This window comes from Geobacter pickeringii (genome assembly GCF_000817955.1).
GTDB lineage: Bacteria > Desulfobacterota > Desulfuromonadia > Geobacterales > Geobacteraceae > Geobacter > Geobacter pickeringii.
Genome location: NZ_CP009788.1, coordinates 73,010 through 92,546 on the forward strand (window position 1 = coordinate 73,010; position 19,537 = coordinate 92,546).

The window sequence follows — 19,537 nt, forward strand, 5'->3', positions numbered from 1 at the left end:
TTTTGGTCGTGGTTTCCGGTGCCTATGCCCGCTCCATGAGCACCACGGCGTAGGCGGCGATCCCCTCGCCGCGGCCGGCGAAGCCGAGCTGCTCGGTGGTGGTTGCCTTGACGTTGACCCGGTCGAGCTCCGCCCCGAGGTCGGCGGCGATGTTGGTGCGCATCTCCGGGATGGAAGGGGCGAGCTTCGGGCGCTGGGCGACGATGGTGGCGTCCAGGTTGCCGAGGCGGTACCCCTGACGGCCGGCGAGCTCCATCACGTGACGCAGGAGCTTGCGGCTGTCGGCCCCCTTGTACTGCGGGTCGGTGTCGGGAAAATGCTTGCCGATGTCGCCGAGGGCCAGGGCGCCGAGGATGGCGTCGGAGATGGCGTGGAGGAGGACGTCGGCGTCGGAGTGGCCGAGGAGCCCCTTCTCCCACGGGATGTCGACCCCGCCGAGGATCAGTTTCCGTCCCTCCACGAGGCAGTGGACGTCGTAGCCGTGGCCGATGCGCATTTATCTGGTCTCCTTGAGGAACGCCCCGGCGAGGATCATATCCTCCGGGGTCGTGATCTTGATGTTGCGGTAATCCCCCAGCACGACCCGCACCTGCCGGCCGAGGCGTTCCACGAGCATGGCGTCGTCGGTGCCGAGAAACCGCTCGGCGTCGGCCACTTCGTGGGCGGCGCGGATGACCCCGTAGCGGAACGCCTGGGGGGTCTGGGCGAGCCAGAGGGTCTCCCGGGGAGGGGTGGCGGTGATAACGCCATCAGAGACCATCTTGACGGTGTCCTTGGCCGGCACCGCCACCAGGGCCCCGTCGCTCTCGGCGGCCATGGCGGCGGCCCGAGAGAGGATGTCGGCGGTGACGAAGGGGCGGACCCCGTCGTGGATCAGCACCACGTCGTCGTCCGGCGTCCCCTCCATGGCCCGCAGGCCGTTCAGGACCGACTGCTGGCGCTCCTTCCCCCCGGCCACGATCCGCCGCACCTTGGTGAAGCCGTAGTGCTCCACCACCTGTTCGCGGCAGAAGGCGATCTCGTCCTCGGGGATGACGACGAAGATGCCGTCCACAAAGGGGGCTTTCTCGAAGACCGACAGGGTGTGGGCGAGGATCGGCATGCCGTCCAGCAGGAGATACTGCTTGTTGATGGAGGCGCCCATCCGCTTTCCCATACCGGCCGCCGGGATGAGGGCAAAAACTCCCATGTTCAGACCTCGGGGGGGCCCGGCGCTCCGGGCGGGATATGGTGCGTCGAAACGGCGATTCTGCGCCGGTTTCGGCGGAATTTCCCGATTATACAAGAGGAACGGCAAAAGACCAGCACAAATTCACCGCCGTGCCCCGGAAAACCGGGGCGCCGCAGGAGATGGCGCCGGCTACTCTGCCACTCCCCGGAGGGCATTGACGAGCAGCGGCAGGTCGTCGTCGAGGAGGGTCCGGCAGTCGAGGAGGAACCGTCCCCGGTGGATGCGGCCGATGACCGGCACCGGCGCCCGGCGGAGCCGCTCTTCCAGCTCCTGGGGGGAGCGGCCGTCGGCGTCCACCGCCACCAGGGTGGTCGGCAGTTCCAGGAGGGGATAGGCGCCTCCCCCCACCTGGGAGTTGCCGTCGACGAGGGCGAAGCGGAGCATGTCGGGGAGCGTCCGGCGCAGGCGGCGCAGGATCGCTCTCCCCCTTGCCGCGAGCTCGTCGGGCGAGGCGGTCAGCATCCGGAGCGTGGGGATCTCGGCGCGGGCCTGGCGCTCGTCGCGGTAGAGGCGCAGGGTCGCCTCCAGGGCGGCCAGGGTCAGCTTGTCGATCCGCAGAGCCCGCAGGAGCGGATGTTTCGTGAGGGGGGCGATGAAGTGGGCGCGGCCGACGATGATCCCCGCCTGGGGGCCACCGAGGAGCTTGTCGCCGCTGAAGGTGATAACGTCGATCCCTGCCGCGACGAACTCCTGCACCGTCGGTTCGCCGCAGATGCCGAACCGCGAGAGGTCCAGGAGGGAGCCGCTGCCGGCGTCGGCCATGACCGGCACCCCGCTCTCCCGGCCGATGGCGGCAAGCTCGGCGGGGGGGACCTCGGCGGTGAAACCGACCACGGCGAAGTTGCTGGAGTGGACCTTCAGGAGGAGGCCGGTCTCGGGGGTGACCGCCTGTCGATAGTCGCGGGGATGGGTCCGGTTGGTGGTCCCCACCTCCCGGAGGATGGCCCCCCCCTGGCGCATGACGTCGGGGATCCGGAACGAGCCGCCGATCTCCACCAGTTCCCCCCGGGAGACGATGACCTCTTTGCCGGCGGCCAGGGCCGAGAGGGCCAGGAGCACCGCCGCGGCATTGTTGTTCACCACGAGGGCCGCCTCCGCGCCGGTCAGTTCGCAGAGGAGCTTCTCCACGTGGGAATAGCGGCTTCCCCGCTCTCCCCGGTCGAGGTCGAACTCCAGGTTCGAGTAGCCGAAGGCGATCTCGTCGAGGTGGGGCCGGACCCCCACCGCCAGGGGGGAGCGTCCGAGGTTGGTGTGGATCACCACGCCGGTGCCGTTCACCACGCGGCGGAGGCTCGGCGCGGCCAGTCGTGCCAGCTCCCGTTCGATCCGGGCCGTTACCGCCGCTTCCGCCAGTTCCGCTTCGCCGAGGGTCTCCGCCCGGGCGGCGACGCGCAGGGTGTCCAGGACGTCGCGGACCACGGCCAGGACCGACGGACGGGGGTGGCGGGCGAGGAGTTCCCGGAGCCCGGGCCATTCGAGGATTTTATCAACCTTGGGAATGTGTTTGAGGAGCGTCACGGGTCGGGGACCTCCGGTCGTGGGATACTTTCCTCAGTACCAGAAGAGGTCCGGGTGTGTCAAGGAGGGCGGGGAGGCTAGAGGTCGAGCTGGAGGGCCATGGCGCGGTCGGCCGGCTTCAGGACGGGGCGCCCTTCCCCCTCTTCCATCAGGACCCGTCCGCCGTATTCGGCGTTCTTGCGGACCAGGGTTTCGGCCAGATCGGCATTGCGGGCGCGGAACGCCTCGATGATCTTGTCGTGCTCCTGGACGGAGACGTGCATCCGGCCCGGGAGGCTCAGGGAGGCGAAGCGGAGCCGCTGGAACTTGCGGACGAGATTGGAGACGAGCTCGTTGAGCTTGTCGTTGTCGGCCGCCTTGAGGAAGAGGTCGTGGAAGTCGGCGTGGACCCGGAAGAAGTGTTTGATGTCGCCGTCGTCGGCCAGGTGGCGAAGCTTGTCGTTGATGGCGTTGAGCTTGTCGAGATCTTTGCCGGAGAGTTTTTCGCATGCCCGGCGGGCCGCATACCCTTCAAGGATGCTCTTGATGGCGTAGAACTCCTCCACATCGCGGGGGGAGAATGAGGTTACGACAGCCCCTTTGCGGGGGATGACGGTCAGGTATCCTTCCGATTCGAGCTGGCGGAACGCCTCGCGGATCGGGGTGCGGCTGATGCCGAAACGCTCGGCCAGATCGGGCTCCGCCACCTTCTCCCCCGGCTTGAGAGAGCCGGTCATGATGGCGTCACGGATGGTCTCGAGGATCTTCTCCCGGAGGGTCAGGTGTTTTTCCATCGTCTTTTTCATAGAACTCACTCCCGGTGGGGTTGGCCTATTGTATACAGTATACATGGATTGTCAAGTGCGAGTTAAAGGTGGCTAAAAAAAGGGGAAATTCCCGTCCCGCACCGCTCCTGAACGCTTGCCATTTGGGGGCGCCGATAGTATCTTGATGCCGGAGAGGAGGGCCATGGACCCCATACGTCATTTCAAGATATCGATCGGCATCCTGGCGGTGCTCGTGACGGTCGGCACGGCCGGCTATATGACCCTCGAGGGGTGGGAATTCCTCGATTCCCTCTACATGACGGTGATCACCCTCGGCACGGTCGGCTTCAAGGAGGTGCACGAGCTCGACGCCGTGGGGAAGATCTTCACCATGCTGCTGATCGTCTTCGGGGTGAGCGTCCTCGGCTACATCGTCGGCAGCTTGGCCCAGATCATGTTCGAGGGACAGCTCCAGCGGATCATCGGGAGGAAGAAGGTGGAACGGAAGATAGAGTCGCTCAAGGATCACTACATCATCTGCGGCTACGGCCGGATCGGCGCCCTGATCTGCCGGGAGTTCACCGCCAAGCCCCTCTCTTTTGTGGTGATCGAGAAGTTTCCGGAGGTGATCGAGAAACTCGGGCAGGAGGGGTACCTCCACATCCGGGGGGACGCCACCGAGGATGATACCCTGCTCAAGGCGGGAATCAAGCGGGCCAAGGGGCTCATCTCCGTGGTCACCTCCGATACCGAGAACGTCTACATCACCCTCACGGCCCGGGGGCTGAACCCTGACCTGTACATCCTCTCCCGTTCCGGAGAGGAGGGGTCGGAGATCAAGCTCAAGCGGGCCGGCGCCAACAAGGTGGTCTCGCCGTACCTCATCGGCGGCGGGCGGATGGCCCAGGCGATCCTTCGTCCCAACGTGGTGGATTTCATCGAGATCGCCACCGGCCGGGAGCACCTGGACCTCCAGATGGAGGAGATCGGCATTCCCGAGCGGTCGGCGTTCGTCGGGGAGACCCTGGTCACCTCCGGCTTCCGGAAGGAGACCGGCGTCATCATCGTCGGGATCAAGAAGTCCTCGGGGAAGATGGTGTTCAATCCCCACTCCCAGACAAAGATCGAGTCCCTGGACACCCTCATCGTCCTCGGCGAGCTGGCGGCCATCGCCAAGCTGGAGCAGCTGGTCGCCTGCGACTCCTGCGCCGACAAGATCATCACCAGACAGAGAAAAGAGCACCCGAACCATGACTAATCGCGTCTATGCCCACGTCCCCTACTCCATGCTGGCGGAAAGCCTGCCGACCATCGTCGCGCGGCGGATCAACCCGGAGATCTTCTTCCCCGGCGATGCCCTCGACGGGCTCATCCCCGAGGAGGTGACCGCCATTGCCGGCACCCTCCACGATGCCGGCATCCACTGCACCTTCCACGCCCCCTTCATCGACCTGAACCCCGGCTCCGTGGAGCGGCTCGTCCGCGAGGCGACCCTGCGGCGGTTCGAGCAGGTTCTGGCTGCGGCCGACATCCTCCGTCCCGACGTCATCGTCTTCCATCCGGGGTACGACAAGTGGCGCTACGGCGAGAACCAGGAGAAGTGGCTTGCCCACAGCATCCAGAGCTGGCGGTGGGTCCTGGAGCGGACCGAGAAGATCGGCACCATTGTGGCGGTTGAGAACATCTTCGAGGAGGAGCCCTCGACCCTGAAGGCGCTCTTCGAGGAGATGGACCACCCCCGCCTGCGGCACTGCTTCGACGTGGGGCACTGGAACCTCTTCCACACCGTGGGGATGGAGGAGTGGTTCGCCGCGGTGGGGCGCTTCATCGGGGAAACCCATATCCACGACAACTTCGGCACCCGCGACGACCACCTCCCCCCGGGAGAGGGGGCGATCGATTTCGACCTCTTCTTCTCCCTCATGGCGCGCTATGCCCCGGATGCCGCCTGGACCATCGAGGCCCACTGCCGGGCGGCGCTGGACCGGGCGCTCCTGGCTGTCGAGCGGTACCGGAAATGACGAAAGGCCCGCCATGCGGGCCTTTTTTTACAGGTAGGGGGAGAAGAGCTTGGCGACGCCGTCGCGGAGCTTGACCGGCAGGGGGCGGCCGTCCATCTCGGCGAGGGTCACCTCCCGTGCCCTTCCCCGGACTTCGGAGAAGTGGCGCCCCAGGGTGCCGGCGAATTCGCGGTCGTAGATCTCGAGGTTGAGCTCGAAGTTGAGGCGCAGGCTCCGGGGGTCGAGGTTGGCGGAGCCGATGAGGCTCCAGAGTCCGTCCACCACCAGGAGTTTGGTGTGGACGAAGGGGGGAGGCTGGTAGAAGACCCGGATCCCCTGCTGGAGGAGCTCCCAGAGGTAGGCCTGGGATGCCCACTTGACGTAGGGGAGGTTGTTCTTCTCCGGCAGGATGAGCGTCACCTCCACCCCCCGCAGGGCGGTGGTGATCAGTGCCGAGATGAGGGCCCGGTCGGGGATGAAATAGGGGGTCATGATCAGCACCTGGCGCCGGGCGCAGGAGATGGCCCCCATGATGATCAGCTGGAGCTTGCGGAACTCCCGGTCCGGCCCGTCCCCCACGGCGCGGACCAGCGCCGTCCCTGCCGGCGCGACGGCGGGAAAGTAGCGCTCGTCGTCCAGCAGCTCGCCGGTCACGAAGTGCCAGTCCTCCAGGAAGACCCGCTGCAACTCTCCCACCGCCGGCCCTTCCACCGCGAAGTGCATATCCTTCACCACCTCCGCTCCGGAACGGCTGGCCAGATGGCGGTCGCCGATATTCATCCCGCCGGTATACCCCCGCTCCCCGTCGATGATGAGCAGCTTGCGGTGATTGCGCAGGTTCATGTAGAACCCCTGCCGCAGGGGGAGAAAACGGGCCGCCTGGATTCGTGTTCCCTCCATCAGGACGCGGGCCCGGGGGAGGGAATATTTCTCGCCGAGGCCGTCGATGATCACCCGCACCTCGACTCCGCGGAGGGCCGCATCGGCCAGGGCGGCGATGAACCGGCGGCCGGCGCCGTCGCCGTCAAAGATGTAGGTGGAGAGGTGGATCGACCGGCGGGCGCCGGCGATTGCCTCCAGCATGGCGGGATAGGCCGCCTCGCCGTTCTCGAGGGGGGTGATCCGGTTCCCCTCCAGGAGGAGGCCGTTCGTCACCCGGTCGGCGAGGCTCCGCAGTTGCGCCAGGTACTCGGAGCCCGGCGGGAGTGCCGGAGCCGCATCCTGGTCGTGGAGCGCCCGGAAATGTTCCGCCCCCGCCAGCCGGCGGCCGCTTTCGAGCCAGGTGCGGGCGCGCCGGGAGATCCGGTTTACCCCCATGCACCAGTAGAGGAAGGGGCCGAGGAGCGGCACGGTCAGGCTGACCATGATCCAGCCGAGGGTCGACCGGGGATCGCGCTTCATGATGAGGGCGTGGCCGGCGGTGTAGAGCGAGAGCGCTCCGATCAGCGCCGCGCCGCCCCAGAGAGCCAGTTCGTCGAGCACGGAAAGTCTCCGGGGGCCCCGGGTGGAGATCCCCTGTGTCGTTGTCCCAATGGTATCTTCTTGTATCGCAAAACGCGCCGCCGTTCAACGGTGGAGGTGGTCCGCGCCGCGGGGGGCGAAAAAAAGGGCGACGCGTCCGTCGCCCCTGCGAATGCATGGCTTCCCCGTCGCCGGAAGCGCTAGAGAAGGTTGTACGGCTGGGCCCGGCGTGCCCACTCGCTGTCGGGGTATTCGGCCGTGAGGCGGGCGTAGGCTTCCTTCAGCATGCCAGCATCCTTGGTGCTCTTGTAGCGGCTCACCCCCCGGAGGTAGACCGCTTCGGGGGCCGCGCCGCTTCGGGGGTAGCGGTTCAGGAGGAAGTCGAGGTTGAGGATCGCGTCGTTGAACGACTCCGCGGCGAAATCGATCTTGGCGATGGCGAGGGAGAGCGCCGGGACCAGCTCCTCGGGGGGGAGGAAACCGACGGTCCGATGGTGTTCGGTGCCGTACATGTCGAGGGTGACGAGGGTCGGGGTCCAGGTGATGCGAAACTGGGACGAGAGCGGCTGGGCGTCGGAGGGGACCCGGAGGGGGACCATCCGCTCGGTGATGAAGTCGATGACTGTGCCGTTGGGATACGAGACCGCATCCATCTGTTTGCAGCCAATTCAGCCGGGATTGAAGAAGTCGAGAAGGACGGCCCGCTTCTCCGCTTTGGCCCTGCCGAGAGCCGCATCGAGGGATGTTTCCCACCTGATCTCTGCCATGGTGCCACCTCCTGGGCGTTGGGGCGCGGCCTCCCCGCGCCGGCTTTTGACAAAGGGTAGCTCACTCCCCCGGCAAGTCAAGGGATGGCGGGACGGTTGCAGTTTCGGCGGGGAGTTCCTATAATGAGAAAAATTTCCCCATCAACTCCGGCCCCCCCTTTTTTTTCGTTCCTCCGCGCCGTGAACCAGTAAGGAGCATCCGTGACCCGTCCCAATCCGCGCCGCTCGGCCTATGAGATCCTTCTGCGGGTCGAGCGCGATCGCGCCTTTGCCGAGCCCCTCATCGACCGGGAGCTCGTCCGGGGACTCCTCGCCGGGCCCGACCGGGGGCTCCTGACCGAACTCGTCTACGGGGTGCTCCGCCGTCAGGGGAGCCTCGACCACCTGGTGGACACCTTCTCCGCCACGAAGAGCGGCAAGCTCGAACGGTCGGTGCTGCTGGTCCTCCGCCTCGGCCTCTATCAGCTCTTCCATCTCGACCGGATTCCGGTCTCCGCCGCCGTGAACGAGAGCGTCAACCTGGCGAAACAGGTGGCACCCCGGGCCGCCGGCCTCGTCAATGCGGTGCTCCGCCGGGCCGACCGGGAGCGGGATGCCGTCGCCTGGCCCGATCCGGCGCGCGATCCGGCCGGATACCTGGCGGCGCGGTACTCCGCGCCCCGCTGGATCGCGGAGGGATGGCTCGGCCAGCTCGACTTCGCCGGGGCCGAACTCCTCGCCCGGGCCATGGCCGAGCCGGCTCCCCTCACCCTGCGGGTGAACACGCTGCGCACGACCCGCGATTCCCTCCGCACCCTGCTGCGGGAGGGGGGGATCGACGCCGAGCCGACGCGCTACTCCCCCGACGGCTTCCGGATCCTTTCCCGGAGCCCCGTCACCCTTCTGCCAGGGTTTGAGGAGGGGCTCTTCACTGTCCAGGACGAGGCCTCCCAGCTCGCCTCCCGCTTCCTCGCCCCCGAACCCGGCCAGCGGGTCCTGGACGTCTGTGCCGCCCCCGGCGGGAAGACGACCCACCTGGCCCAGCTGATGGAAAACCGGGGGGAGATCTGTGCCGGCGACATTGCGGAGAAGAAACTCCGGCGGATCGAGGAGAGCGCCGCCCGCCTCGGCGCGTCGATCGTCCGGACGGCTCCCTTCGATGCCACCCGTCCCGAGGCGCCGGCCGGCGGCGGGGCCTTCGACCGCATCCTGGTGGATGCCCCCTGCTCGGGGCTCGGTGTCCTGCGCCGCAACCCGGAGGGGAAATGGTGGAAGGCGCCCGGCGACCTCCCGGGCATCGTGGCGACCCAGCGGGCGATCCTCGAAGCGGTGGCGCCGCGGCTCGTGCCGGGTGGGGTGCTCCTCTACTCCACCTGTTCCACCACGGTGGACGAGAATGAGGGGGTGGTGGACGATTTCCTTTCGCAACACCCTGATTTCGTGTTAGAAGATTTGAATGCTCTCTTCCCCGGGCTGGCCGATCTCTTCACCGTCCGCGGGTTTTTCCGCAGCTGGCCCCACCGGCACGGCATGGACGGTTTCTTCGCCGCCCGGCTGAGAAAGCAATGACCCTGGAGGTAGCAATGAAGAAGATCGCCCCATCCATCCTCTCCGCCGACTTCGCCCGCCTCGGCGACGAGGTGCGGGCCGTGGCCGCAGCCGGGGCCGACTATATCCATGTGGATGTCATGGATGGCCATTTCGTCCCCAACATCACCATCGGGCCGCTGGTGGTGGATGCCGTGCGGAAGGTGACCGATCTCCCCCTCGACGTCCACCTCATGATAGAGAATCCCGACCTCTACATTCCGGACTTTGCCACGGCCGGGGCCGACATCATCGTGGTTCATGCCGAGGCCACCCCCCACCTGCACCGGACGGTGCAGCTCATCAAGTCCATTGGCAAGAAGGCGGGGGTTTCCCTCAACCCGGCGACGCCGCTGGCGCACCTCGACTACCTCCTCGAGGAGCTCGACCTGGTCCTCCTCATGACGGTCAATCCCGGCTTCGGGGGGCAGTCGTTCATCGAGGCGTGCCTGCCGAAGATCCAGTCACTGCGGGCGATGTTGGACCGGCGCGGCTGCGAGGCTGAGCTGGAGGTGGACGGCGGCGTGAAGATCGACAACATCGACCGGATCTCCCATGCCGGGGCCGACGTCTTCGTGGCGGGGAGCGCGGTGTTCAACAGCCCTGACTACGACGCGACGATAAAAGAGTTAAAGCGCCGGGCAAAAGAGCCGATACTGTAACTACCTCTTCTGCCGTGCGTTCGAGGCACGATGCACAGGACAGCACCGGAACGGGAACAACTGAAGGAGCGGATCCGGCAGGCCCTGGCTGCCCGGACGAAGGTGGCGCTGCCGCCGGGGCCGGTCCCCGCCGCGGTCCTTCTGCCGCTCTTCGAGCAGGGGGGAGAGTACCACGTCCTCTTCACCAAGCGGACGGAGCACCTGAACCACCATCGCGGGGAGATCTCCTTCCCGGGCGGGTCTCGCCACCCCGACGACGCCGATCTGCGGGAGACGGCCCTGCGGGAGACCTGGGAAGAGGTGGGGATCAAGCCGGGCGATGTGGAAATTCTCGGCGAGTTGGACGATTTCTACTCGATCTACGACTATCTCGTGACCCCCTTCGTCGGGGTTTTCCCCGACGGGTATCCTCTGGTGGTGAACGGGGGGGAGATCGAACGGATCATCACGGTCCCACTCTCCCACCTTCTCAGACCCGCGATTTTCCGGGTCGAGGACTGGCGCTGGAAAGGGCGAACCCACCCGGTTTATTTCTATACCTGTGGCTCCGATGAAATCTGGGGTCTCACCGCGGCCATCCTGAAGCAGTTCCTCGATGCGGTGTTTGCGGGCGGAGCGGCCAACGGCGCCGGCTGCCGCTGACGAAAGCAGATGACGACAACAGTCCTCATAATCGACGATTCCGACACCCTGCGGGAGGAGATTCTCCGCTCCGTCCGCGGAGCCTCCCTCTTCGACACCTACCTGGAAGCCCGTGACGGGCTCGACGGCTTCAAGACCCTCCTCAACAACCGGGTGGATCTGGTCCTTTGCGATCTGGAAATGCCCCGGATGGACGGCTTCCGCTTCCTCTCCATGATGCGGGCCCGGGAGGAGTTCCAGGACCTGCCGGTCATCATGCTGACGAGCCGCGAGGACCGGGAGACCAAGATCCGGGGGCTGGAGCAGGGGGCCTCCGACTACGTCACCAAGCCGTTTGACACCGGTGAGCTTGTGGCCCGGATCCGGGTCCAGCTCAAGATGAAGGCGCTCCAGGACGAGCTCAAGCGGACCAACGAGCTGCTGCGCAAGCTCTCCATCACCGACCCCCTCACCCACCTCCACAACCGGCGCCACCTCATGGAGATGGTGGAGAAGGAATACCAGCGGGCCGCCCGCAAGGGGGGGCACCTCTCCCTCGTCATCCTCGACATCGACTACTTCAAGAAGATCAACGACACCTATGGCCACCCCGAGGGGGACAAGGTCCTGGCGTCCTTGGCCGAGATCGTCACGAAAGGGCTCCGCAGCTACGACGTCGCCGCCCGCTACGGCGGCGAGGAGTTCGTGCTGCTCCTTCCCGAGACCCCCATTTCCGAGGCATATGCCATCGCCGAGCGGCTCCGGGGAGAGGTCCAGGACCATGTCTTCAAGGGGACTCTCCAGGGGCAGGTGGTCACCATCAGCCTTGGCGTGGCGACCTACCCATCCCCCCGGGTCGAGAGCATCGACTCGCTCTTCCGGCAGGCGGACGAGGCCCTCTACCGGGCCAAGCAGAACGGCCGCAACCGGGTTGAGCTCATGGCCGGAGGGGTAACGGAGAAGGGGACGGCGGGGGTTCAGATTCTGGTGAGCGATTGACCGGAGCAGTGTAGGTGGAGCCGGCAGCCGCCGCAGCGGGGCGTTTTGCGGCAGTGCTCCTTGCAGTGCTCCACGATGAGGGCATGGTATTCGTTGAAGAGGGGGACGTCCGCCGGCAGGTTTTCCATGAAGAGGGCCCGGACCGTTTCGTAGTCCGCTGAAGCATCCACCAGGCCGAGGGCCGAGAAGAGGCGCTTCGTGTAGGCGTCCACCACGAAGGTCGGCTTTTCCCCCGCGTAGAGGAGGATCGAGTCGCAGGTCTCCCGCCCGATCCCCCGCACCCCCAGCAGTTCCTCCCGCAGTTCCCGCCACTCCCCCGCGAACATCCGCTCCAGGCTCCCTCCGTACCGACCGAAGAGATAGGTGACGAAATCCTTGAGCCGCGCGCTCTTGACGTTGTAGTACCCGGCCGGCCGGATCGTTTCCGCCAGATGCGCCGCCGGGACCTCCCGCAGTGCCTCCGGCGAGAGAAGCCCTTCCCGCCTGAGGTTCGCGATCGCCTTCTCCACGTTCCCCCAGTTGGTGTTCTGGGTCAGGATCGCCCCGACGCAGACCTCGAAGGGGGTTTCCGCCGGCCACCAGTGGCGGGGGCCGTAGCGGTGGAGGAGCAGGTCGAAGATCTCCCGGAGCCGCTGCTCACTCCCCACCCTTCCCTCCGTCGCCTCCCCCCAGAATCCGCCCGTAGACCCCCCGCACCGCGCCGGTGATCCGCTCATACTCGTCCATGAGCGCCGTGCCGGGATGGCGCAGTTTCGGGTCGTAGCCGAGGCGCCGGGCCAGGGCGTCCAGGTACTTCTGGTCCCCCCCCAGGTCGTTGATGGAGTAGTCGTGGATGAGGCGGAGCCGGTTTTCGAGCCGGCGGAGGAACTTGTACCCCTCCTGCAGAGGGGCGAAGTCGTCCTCGCCGAGGACGCCGCAGAGCCGCATCGCCTTCAGGGCGAGGAGCGTGTTGGTGCTCCGGATCTCCGGGTGGTTCACGCCGTGGGAGAGCTGGAGGAACTGGACCATGAACTCGATGTCGACGATCCCCCCCCGCCCGGTCTTGATGTTGTAGCTGCCGGCGGTCTCCCGGGCCAGCTCCATCTCCATGCGGGTCCGCAGCCGGTGGATCTCGCTCCGCACGCTTTCGTCGGCGCCGGCACCGTAGACCGTCTCCCGGATGACATCCTCGATGGAGCGGCGCAGCCGCTCGTCGCCGAAGACGACCCGGGCCCGGGTGAGGGCCTGGCGCTCCCAGATCTGGGCCTCCTCCCGGTGGTAGGTCCGGAACGACTCCAGGGAGGTGACCAGGGGCCCCGCGTTCCCCGAGGGGCGGAGCCGGGTGTCGATCTTGTAGACGTACCCCTCCCGCGTGGGGGTGGTGAGGATGGAGATGATCTTCTGGCCGAGCTTGGCGAAGTACTCCCGGTTGGAGATCTGCTTCTCCCCCCCGTCGGTCTCTCCCTGATGGTCGTAGATGTAGATGATGTCCAGGTCCGAGTGGTAGTTGAGCTCGTTCCCCCCCATCTTCCCCAGGGCCACCACGGCGAAGTGGGCCTGGCGGAGGTCGCCGTCGGCGTCGCGGTACCTCGGCGTGCCGAAGCGGGCGAGCTCCTTCTTCGCCATTCGGCAGGCGGCGGAGAGGCAGACCTCGGCCAGGGCCGTCAGCTGGTAGGTGAGTTCAGACTGGCCGAGCTTGCCGTAGATGTCGGTCATCCCGATCCGGAGGAACTCCTCGCAGCGGTAGCGGCGCAGGATGTCGAGCCGCTCCTCGTAATCGCCCGCCGCCTCCAGCATCCCGTTCAGCTCCGTCTCCATCGCCTGCCGGTCCTTGACGGAGGTGGCATAGGCGCGGGAGACGAGGCTGTCCAGAAGCTCCGGGTGGCCGATGAAGATCTTGGAGAGGAACTCCGAGGTGGCGAAGAGGGAGACCAGCAGCTTCAGGATCTCCCGGTTTTCGGCCAGGAGCGCGTAGAACGAGGAGCGGGAACCGACGGCACAGAGGAACCGCTCCAGGTTGGTGAGGGCCAGGTCCGGGTCGGGGGAGGCGAAGATCTCCTGCAGAAGGAGCGGCGAGATCTTCTCCAGGAGCCGGCTCGCCCGTTCGGTGAGATGGGCCCGGGGAGGGCCGTCGCGCAGCTGCAGCAGGTTGTCGTAGGCGGCGTCCGCGTTGGCGAACCCCCGCTCGGCCAGCATGTCCTTGATCAGGTCGGGGTCGGCCTGCCGGTCGAAGAAGAGGTGGATCTCGGGTCGGACCTCCTCCTTGAGCCGTTCGTCCCGGGAGAGGAAGAGGCCGCCGTAGATGGCGGATACCCGTCCCCGGTGATGCTCCAGAACCTCCCGGAACCGGGCAAGCCCGTTGGGGCGGAGATAACCGCAGCGGCGGGCCAGGGCCAGCATCTCGTCCTCCTTCTTGGGAAGCGAGTGGGTCTGGCGCTCCTGGACCACCTGGATCCGGTGCTCCACGGTGCGGAGGAAGCGGTAGGCGTCGGTGAGGGCGGCCGCATCCTCGTCGGCGATGAGCCGGGCATCCCGTAGGGTCTCCAGCGCCTTGAGGGAGTTGCGGACCCGCAGTCCCGGGTTTTTCCCGGCATAGACCAGCTGGAGGGCCTGGATGAAGAACTCGATCTCCCGGATGCCGCCGCGGCCGAGCTTGATGTTGTGCTCGCTCTCCTGCTGCCGGGCCAGGGAGGCGTCGATCTTCTTCTTCATCCCCATCATGTCCTCGATGAGGTTGTAGTCGAGGTACTTGCGGTAGACGAACGGCTCGATGGCGGCGAGGACCTGGTTGCCGAGCTCCAGGGAACCGGCCACGGGGCGCGCCTTGAGCATGGCGGCCCGCTCCCACGACTGTCCCCAGTACTCGTAGTAGGTGGCGGCCGAGCGGAGCGAGCAGGCCATGTCGCCGCTCTTCCCCTCGGGACGCAGCCCCAGGTCGACCCGGAAGACGAAGCCGTCCTCCGTCACCTGGGAGACCGCCTTGGAGACCATCTCGCCGAGCTTGACGAAAAAGGCGTGGAGGGAGAGCTTCCCCTTCGTCCCGCCGCCGTCGGCGATCCCCTCGGTCTCCCCCTGGTCGGCGGAGTAGAAGTAGATCAGGTCGATGTCGGAGGAGAAGTTGAGCTCCCGGCCGCCGAACTTCCCCATCCCCATGATGGTGAACTCCGCCTCCCGGGGACCGGCGGGGGTCTCCATCATGGGGAGGCCGTGCTCCTTCACCAGGGCACGGCGGGAGACCTCGCAGGCCATCTGGAGAGCGGCGGCGGCCAGGGCCGAGAGCTCGGCGGTCACCTCCTCCAGGGGGGCGAGGCCGTTCAGGTCCCGGCTGGCGATCCGGAGGATCTCCCGGAACTTGAACCGGCGCAGAACCGGGAAGATGTCGGGGTAGTCGGCGTCCTTCGGGACCAGCACCCGGAGCGCGGCGAGCATCTCCGCCTCGGAGCGGGCCGTGTCGATCCCTTTCTTCGGGAAGAGGTGGTGGAAGTAGGAGGGGTCGCGGCTGAGGATGTTGACGAGGAAGGGGGACGAGCCGCAGATGGTGAGGAGCTGGGCGAGGCGTTCCTTGCGGCTGCAGACCGCCAGGAGCTCCTCCCGCGCCACGCATCCGCAGACGCGCTCGAAGCCGTTCAGCGCCATGTCGGGAAGGGGGGTGACCAGGGAGGCGACGGCGACCTGGCGGACCAGATGGTCGGGGAGCACCTGCTGGAGGAGCCGGAGGTTGGTGGCCGAGCGGGCGGCATAGGCGAATCCCTCCCCGTCGAGGAGCGCTCCCAGCGCCTGGTCGTTGTCGGTGCCGGGAGCGGTGGCCAGCGCCTCCTCCAGGCGGCGGGCGAACTCGTCGATGCGGTTCATGGGCCCACCAGGGCCCGGAGTCCCTCCACGTAGTTCCCCCGCACCACCCCCTTTTCGGTGATGATGCCGGCGATGTAGCGGGCCGGGGTGACGTCGAAGGCGGGGTTGCGGACCCTGATCCCCTCCGGCGCCACCGGGAATCCCTGCAGGTGGGTCACCTCGCGGCCGTGGCGCTCCTCGATGGGGATCTCTGCACCGCTTGCCAGGGAGAGGTCGAGGGTGGAGGTCGGCGCCGCCACGTAGAAGGGGATATCGTTCTCCTTCGCCAGCACTGCCACGCTGTAGGTACCGATCTTGTTGGCGGTGTCGCCGTTGGCGGCGATCCGGTCGGCCCCCACCACGCAGCAGGTGATCTCCCCCTTATTCATGAAGAAACCGGCCATGTTGTCCGATATGAGGGTCACGGGGATGCCGTCCTTCATCAGCTCCCAGGCGGTGAGCCGCGCCCCCTGGAGCCAGGGACGGGTCTCGTCGGCAAAGACCTGGATCTTCTTCCCCGCCTCGTGGGCGGCGCGGATAACCCCCAGCGCCGTCCCGTAGCCGGCCGTGGCGAGCCCGCCGGCGTTGCAGTGGGTGAGGACCGTGGCCCCGGCGGGGATCAGCGCCGCCCCGTGGCGGCCGATGGCCTTGCAGAGCGCCAGGTCCTCCTCCTCGACCCGGATCGCCTCGGCCTTCAGCGCCGCGCGGATCTCGTCGAGGGTGCGGTGGCGGTTCGCCTCGGCCAGCCGCTTCATCCGCTCGATGGCCCAGAAGAGGTTCACCGCCGTGGGGCGGGTGCGGGCCAGGACGTCGCAGACGTTGTCCAGCTGCCGGAAGAACGACTCATGGGTGTCGGCGACGATCTCCCGCGCTCCCAGGGCCACCCCCATGGCCGCCGCCACCCCGATGGCCGGCGCCCCCCGGATGATCATCCCGCGGATCGCCTCGGCCACGCCCTTGTAGTCGGCGTATTCACAGTAGACCTCCTCGCCCGGCAGCCGGGTCTGGTCGATCATGATCACCTTGTCGTCGCGCCATTCGATTGTACGAAAAGACATGAAAACCTCTTTTTGCCACAGAGACACGGAGACACGGAGGGAAAATCAAGAAGATCTATTCAAATAGAGATGGACAGGATGAACCGGACAGCTTACAGAAATGTCCAATCCATCATATTTTTCTGCCATTCTCTGTGTCTCCGTGTCTCTGTGGCGGATTTTGGAATCTCACCCCTTCAGCTTCTTCATCAACAGCTCGTTCACCACCGCCGGGTTCGCCTTTCCCTTGCTGGCCCGCATCACCTGCCCCACAAAGAAGCCGAAGACCTTTTCCTTGCCGCCGCGGAACTCTTCCACCTGCCCCATGTTGGCGGCCATGATCTCGTCGATGATCTTCTCGATGGCGCCGGTGTCGGAGACCTGGACGAGCCCCTTCTCCTCCACGATGGCCTCGGGGGTCTTGTCGCTCTGCCACATCTCGTCGAAAACGGTCTTGGCGATCTTCCCGGAGATGGTCCCCTTTTCGATGAGGGCAAGCAGTGCCGCAAGCCGGGCAGGCGTCACCGGGCAGTCGGCGATCCCCTGCCCCGCCTCGTTGAGGGCGCGAGTCACCTCCCCCATCACCCAGTTGGCGGCCCCCTTTGTCGGAGCCCCGGCGGCAAGGGACGCCTCGAAGTACTCGGCCATCTCCCGGGTGGCGGTGAGGACCTCGGCATCGTAGTCGGAAAGCCCCAGCTCCGACCGGTAGCGGCTCCGCCGGCAGTCGGGGAGCTCGGGGAGCCCGAGGCGGGTATCCTCCACCCAGTCGTTGGAGATGACCAGCGGCACGAGGTCGGGATCGGGGAAGTAGCGGTAGTCGTGGGCCTCCTCCTTGCCGCGCATGGAGCGGGTCTCGCCGCTGTCCGGGTTGAAGAGGCGGGTCTCCTGGACCACCTTCCCCCCCTCCTCGATCAGCTCGATCTGACGCTCGATCTCGTACTCGATGGCCTGCTTCACGAAGCGGAAGGAGTTGACGTTCTTGGTTTCGGTGCGGGTGCCGAAGGTGGTGGAGCCCACCGGCATGACCGACACGTTGGCGTCGCAGCGGAAGCTCCCCTCCTCCATGTTGCCGTCGCAGATGCCGAGATAGACCACGATCTGGTGGAGCTTCCTGAGGTAGGCCACCGCCTCGTCGGCCGAACGGATATCCGGCTCCGAGACGACCTCCAGAAGCGGCGTGCAGGCCCGGTTCAGGTCGACGCCGGAGCCGTTCCCCAGGCCGGGGATGTCGCTGTGCACCAGCTTGCCGGCGTCTTCCTCCATGTGGATGCGGGTGATGCCGATCCTTTTCGTTTCCCCTTCCACCTCGATGTCCAGATGCCCGTTCTGGCAGATGGGGAGCTCGAACTGGCTGATCTGGTACCCTTTCGGGAGGTCCGGGTAGAAGTAGTTCTTCCGGGCAAAGACGCTGCGCGGCGCGATCCGGCAGTTGGTGGCGAGGCCGGCCTTGATGGCGAACTCCACTACCTTCCTGTTGAGGACCGGCAAGGCGCCGGGCATCCCGAGGCAGACCGGGCAGGTCTGGGAGTTGGGGGAGGCGCCGAAGGTGGTCGAGCAGCCGCAGAAGATCTTGGTGTCGGTCTTCAGCTGGACGTGGACTTCAAGGCCGATGACGGCTTGGTATTTCATGGAAATCTCCGGAGCGTTAGAGTTGGGCTTTGTGCCGATGCCACTCCGTCGCCTGCTCGAAGGCGTGGGCAGCGCGGAGGATCGTCTCCTCCCCGAAGGGACGACCGATGAGCTGGAGCCCGATGGGGAGGCCGGCGGCGCTCATGCCGGCCGGCACGGAGATGCCGCAGGTGCCGGCCAGGTTCACCGGGATGGTGAAGATGTCCGAGAGGTACATCTGGAGCGGATCGCTCGTCTTCTCGCCGAGCCTGAAGGCCGGGGTCGGGGCCACCGGGGTGAGGATGGCGTCCACCGTTTCGAAGGCCTTCAGGAAGTCCTGCATGATGAGGGTGCGGACCTTCTGGGCCTTGAGGTAGTAGGCGTCGTAGTAGCCGGAGGAGAGGGCGTAGGTGCCGAGCATGATCCGCCGCTTCACCTCGTCGCCGAACCCCTCGGCGCGGCTCTTGCGGAACATCTCGAGGAGGTTCGCGGCTCCTTCCGCCCGGTGGCCGAAGCGGACCCCCTCGTAGCGGGCCAGGTTGGAGCTCGCCTCGGCGGTGGCGATCAGGTAGTAGGTGGCCACGGCGTAGTCGGTGTGGGGGAGGGAGATCTCCACGAATTCGGCCCCCAGTCCCCGGTAGGTCTCGATGGCAGCATCCATGGCCTTCTTCACGTCCGGGTCGAGGCCGGGGATGTAGTACTCCTTCGGCAGCCCCAGCTTCATCCCCTTCACCTCACCGGTGAGGGCCTTGGCGTAATCGGGGACCGGCACATCGACGCTGGTGGAGTCGAGGGGGTCGTGGCCGGCCACGGCGCCGAGCATCAGGGCGCAGTCGGTCACGTCGCGGGTCAGGGGCCCCACCTGGTCCAGGGACGAGGCATAGGCGATGACCCCGTAGCGGGAGACCCGGCCGTAGGTGGGACGGAGCCCCACGCAGCCGCAGTGGGAGGCAGGCTGGCGGATGGAGCCGCCGGTGTCGGTGCCGAGGGTCGCCGTGGCGGTGCGGGCCGCGATGGCCGCCGCCGAACCGCTGGAGGAACCGCCCGGAATGCACTCCAGGTTCCAGGGGTTGCGGGTCGGCCCGAAGGCGCTGGACTCGCCGGAGGAGCCCATGGCGAACTCGTCCTGGTTCAGCTTGCCGACGATGACCGCGCCGGCCTCCTTCAGTTTCGTCACCGCAGTGCCATCGTAGGGGGGGGCGAAGTTCGAGAGGATCTTCGAGGCGCAGGTGGTGCGGACCCCCCTGGTGACAAAGATATCCTTGAGGGCCACCGGGATCCCGGTAAGGGGGGTCACGTCGCCGGCGGCGATCCGCGTGTCGGCCGCCTCGGCCGCCGCCAGGGCTTCGTCGGGGGTGACGGTGATGTAGGCGTTCACCCGCGGCTCCACCGCCTCGATCCGGGCGAGCAGCGCCTTTGTCGCCTCCACCGAGGATATCTCGCGCTTCTTCAACCGGTCATGCAGTTCGTGTATGGTCAGTTCGTGCAGTTCCATGCCGTCTCCAATGCTC

17 protein-coding genes are annotated in these 19,537 nt (G+C 66.6%); 6 read left to right on the plus strand and 11 right to left on the minus strand.

The window, feature by feature from the left end; genetic code table 11:
• Window positions 1-22: 22 nt before the first annotated feature.
• The 4 genes from ispF to GPICK_RS00305 all read right to left on the minus strand — a co-directional run bounded on the left by ispF (window position 23) and on the right by GPICK_RS00305 (window position 3,534).
• On the minus strand, window positions 23-496 hold the full coding sequence (ispF, locus tag GPICK_RS00290) for a 2-C-methyl-D-erythritol 2,4-cyclodiphosphate synthase (protein WP_039739444.1): 474 nt from the start codon (window positions 494-496) through the stop codon (window positions 23-25).
• Window positions 497-1,189, minus strand: a complete 693-nt coding sequence (gene ispD, locus GPICK_RS00295) for a 2-C-methyl-D-erythritol 4-phosphate cytidylyltransferase (protein WP_039739446.1) — start codon at window positions 1,187-1,189, stop codon at window positions 497-499. It lies immediately after the preceding gene.
• 171 nt (window positions 1,190-1,360) lie between these two features.
• Window positions 1,361-2,749: an L-seryl-tRNA(Sec) selenium transferase gene (gene selA / locus GPICK_RS00300; RefSeq protein ID WP_039739447.1), complete on the minus strand. Its 1,389-nt coding sequence runs from the start codon at window positions 2,747-2,749 to the stop codon at window positions 1,361-1,363.
• 77 nt (window positions 2,750-2,826) lie between these two features.
• Window positions 2,827-3,534: a GntR family transcriptional regulator gene (locus GPICK_RS00305; protein WP_039739450.1), complete on the minus strand. Its 708-nt coding sequence runs from the start codon at window positions 3,532-3,534 to the stop codon at window positions 2,827-2,829.
• A gap of 163 nt (window positions 3,535-3,697) precedes the next feature.
• Between GPICK_RS00305 and GPICK_RS00310 the strand changes: the two genes are divergently transcribed.
• Both GPICK_RS00310 and GPICK_RS00315 read left to right on the plus strand, forming a co-directional pair.
• Entirely contained in the window at window positions 3,698-4,753 is a 1,056-nt protein-coding gene (locus GPICK_RS00310) for a potassium channel family protein (protein ID WP_039739452.1), read from the plus strand.
• The gene (locus GPICK_RS00315; protein WP_039739454.1) at window positions 4,746-5,516 is read left to right on the plus strand and encodes a sugar phosphate isomerase/epimerase family protein; all 771 of its coding nucleotides are present in this window, start codon (window positions 4,746-4,748) and stop codon (window positions 5,514-5,516) included. The genes GPICK_RS00310 and GPICK_RS00315 overlap by 8 nt, the downstream gene beginning before the upstream one ends.
• A gap of 27 nt (window positions 5,517-5,543) precedes the next feature.
• On the opposite strand, the gene cls is transcribed toward GPICK_RS00315, so the two are convergent.
• Window positions 5,544-6,977, minus strand: a complete 1,434-nt coding sequence (cls, locus tag GPICK_RS00320) for a cardiolipin synthase (RefSeq protein WP_039739455.1) — start codon at window positions 6,975-6,977, stop codon at window positions 5,544-5,546.
• Window positions 6,978-7,156: 179 nt separating this feature from the next.
• Window positions 7,157-7,609, minus strand: coding sequence for an outer membrane protein assembly factor BamD (locus GPICK_RS00325; RefSeq protein ID WP_039739457.1), 453 nt, complete (start codon window positions 7,607-7,609; stop codon window positions 7,157-7,159).
• A 315-nt stretch (window positions 7,610-7,924) separates the two neighbouring features.
• On the opposite strand from GPICK_RS00325, the gene rsmB reads away from it, so the two are divergent.
• From rsmB to GPICK_RS00345, 4 genes are read left to right on the plus strand one after another with little or no spacing between them, the layout of a single operon-like run.
• Window positions 7,925-9,271, plus strand: coding sequence for a 16S rRNA (cytosine(967)-C(5))-methyltransferase RsmB (gene rsmB, locus GPICK_RS00330; protein WP_039739459.1), 1,347 nt, complete (start codon window positions 7,925-7,927; stop codon window positions 9,269-9,271).
• A gap of 14 nt (window positions 9,272-9,285) precedes the next feature.
• Window positions 9,286-9,951, plus strand: a complete 666-nt coding sequence (gene rpe / locus GPICK_RS00335; protein WP_039739461.1) for a ribulose-phosphate 3-epimerase — start codon at window positions 9,286-9,288, stop codon at window positions 9,949-9,951.
• A gap of 30 nt (window positions 9,952-9,981) precedes the next feature.
• Complete coding sequence (locus GPICK_RS00340) at window positions 9,982-10,593, plus strand: NUDIX hydrolase (protein WP_039739463.1); 612 nt, start codon at window positions 9,982-9,984, stop codon at window positions 10,591-10,593.
• Window positions 10,594-10,602: 9 nt separating this feature from the next.
• Window positions 10,603-11,571 carry a diguanylate cyclase gene (locus GPICK_RS00345; protein ID WP_039739464.1) on the plus strand — a complete coding sequence of 323 codons (969 nt, stop codon included), beginning with the start codon at window positions 10,603-10,605 and terminating at the stop codon, window positions 11,569-11,571.
• On the opposite strand, the gene GPICK_RS00350 is transcribed toward GPICK_RS00345, so the two are convergent.
• The 5 genes from GPICK_RS00350 to gatA form a co-directional block, all read right to left on the minus strand.
• On the minus strand, window positions 11,550-12,218 hold the full coding sequence (locus tag GPICK_RS00350; protein ID WP_039739466.1) for an endonuclease III domain-containing protein: 669 nt from the start codon (window positions 12,216-12,218) through the stop codon (window positions 11,550-11,552). The genes GPICK_RS00345 and GPICK_RS00350 overlap by 22 nt on opposite strands.
• Window positions 12,208-15,402 carry a bifunctional [glutamate--ammonia ligase]-adenylyl-L-tyrosine phosphorylase/[glutamate--ammonia-ligase] adenylyltransferase gene (glnE, locus tag GPICK_RS00355; protein WP_039739469.1) on the minus strand — a complete coding sequence of 1,065 codons (3,195 nt, stop codon included), beginning with the start codon at window positions 15,400-15,402 and terminating at the stop codon, window positions 12,208-12,210. Before glnE ends, GPICK_RS00350 begins: the two co-directional genes overlap by 11 nt.
• Window positions 15,399-16,439: an S-methyl-5-thioribose-1-phosphate isomerase gene (mtnA, locus tag GPICK_RS00360; protein WP_039739472.1), complete on the minus strand. Its 1,041-nt coding sequence runs from the start codon at window positions 16,437-16,439 to the stop codon at window positions 15,399-15,401. The genes glnE and mtnA overlap by 4 nt, the downstream gene beginning before the upstream one ends.
• 168 nt (window positions 16,440-16,607) lie before the next feature.
• Complete coding sequence (gene gatB / locus GPICK_RS00365; protein ID WP_039739475.1) at window positions 16,608-18,047, minus strand: Asp-tRNA(Asn)/Glu-tRNA(Gln) amidotransferase subunit GatB; 1,440 nt, start codon at window positions 18,045-18,047, stop codon at window positions 16,608-16,610.
• Between the two features lie 16 nt (window positions 18,048-18,063).
• Window positions 18,064-19,521: an Asp-tRNA(Asn)/Glu-tRNA(Gln) amidotransferase subunit GatA gene (gene gatA, locus GPICK_RS00370; protein ID WP_039739477.1), complete on the minus strand. Its 1,458-nt coding sequence runs from the start codon at window positions 19,519-19,521 to the stop codon at window positions 18,064-18,066.
• Between the last annotated feature and the right edge of the window lie 16 nt (window positions 19,522-19,537).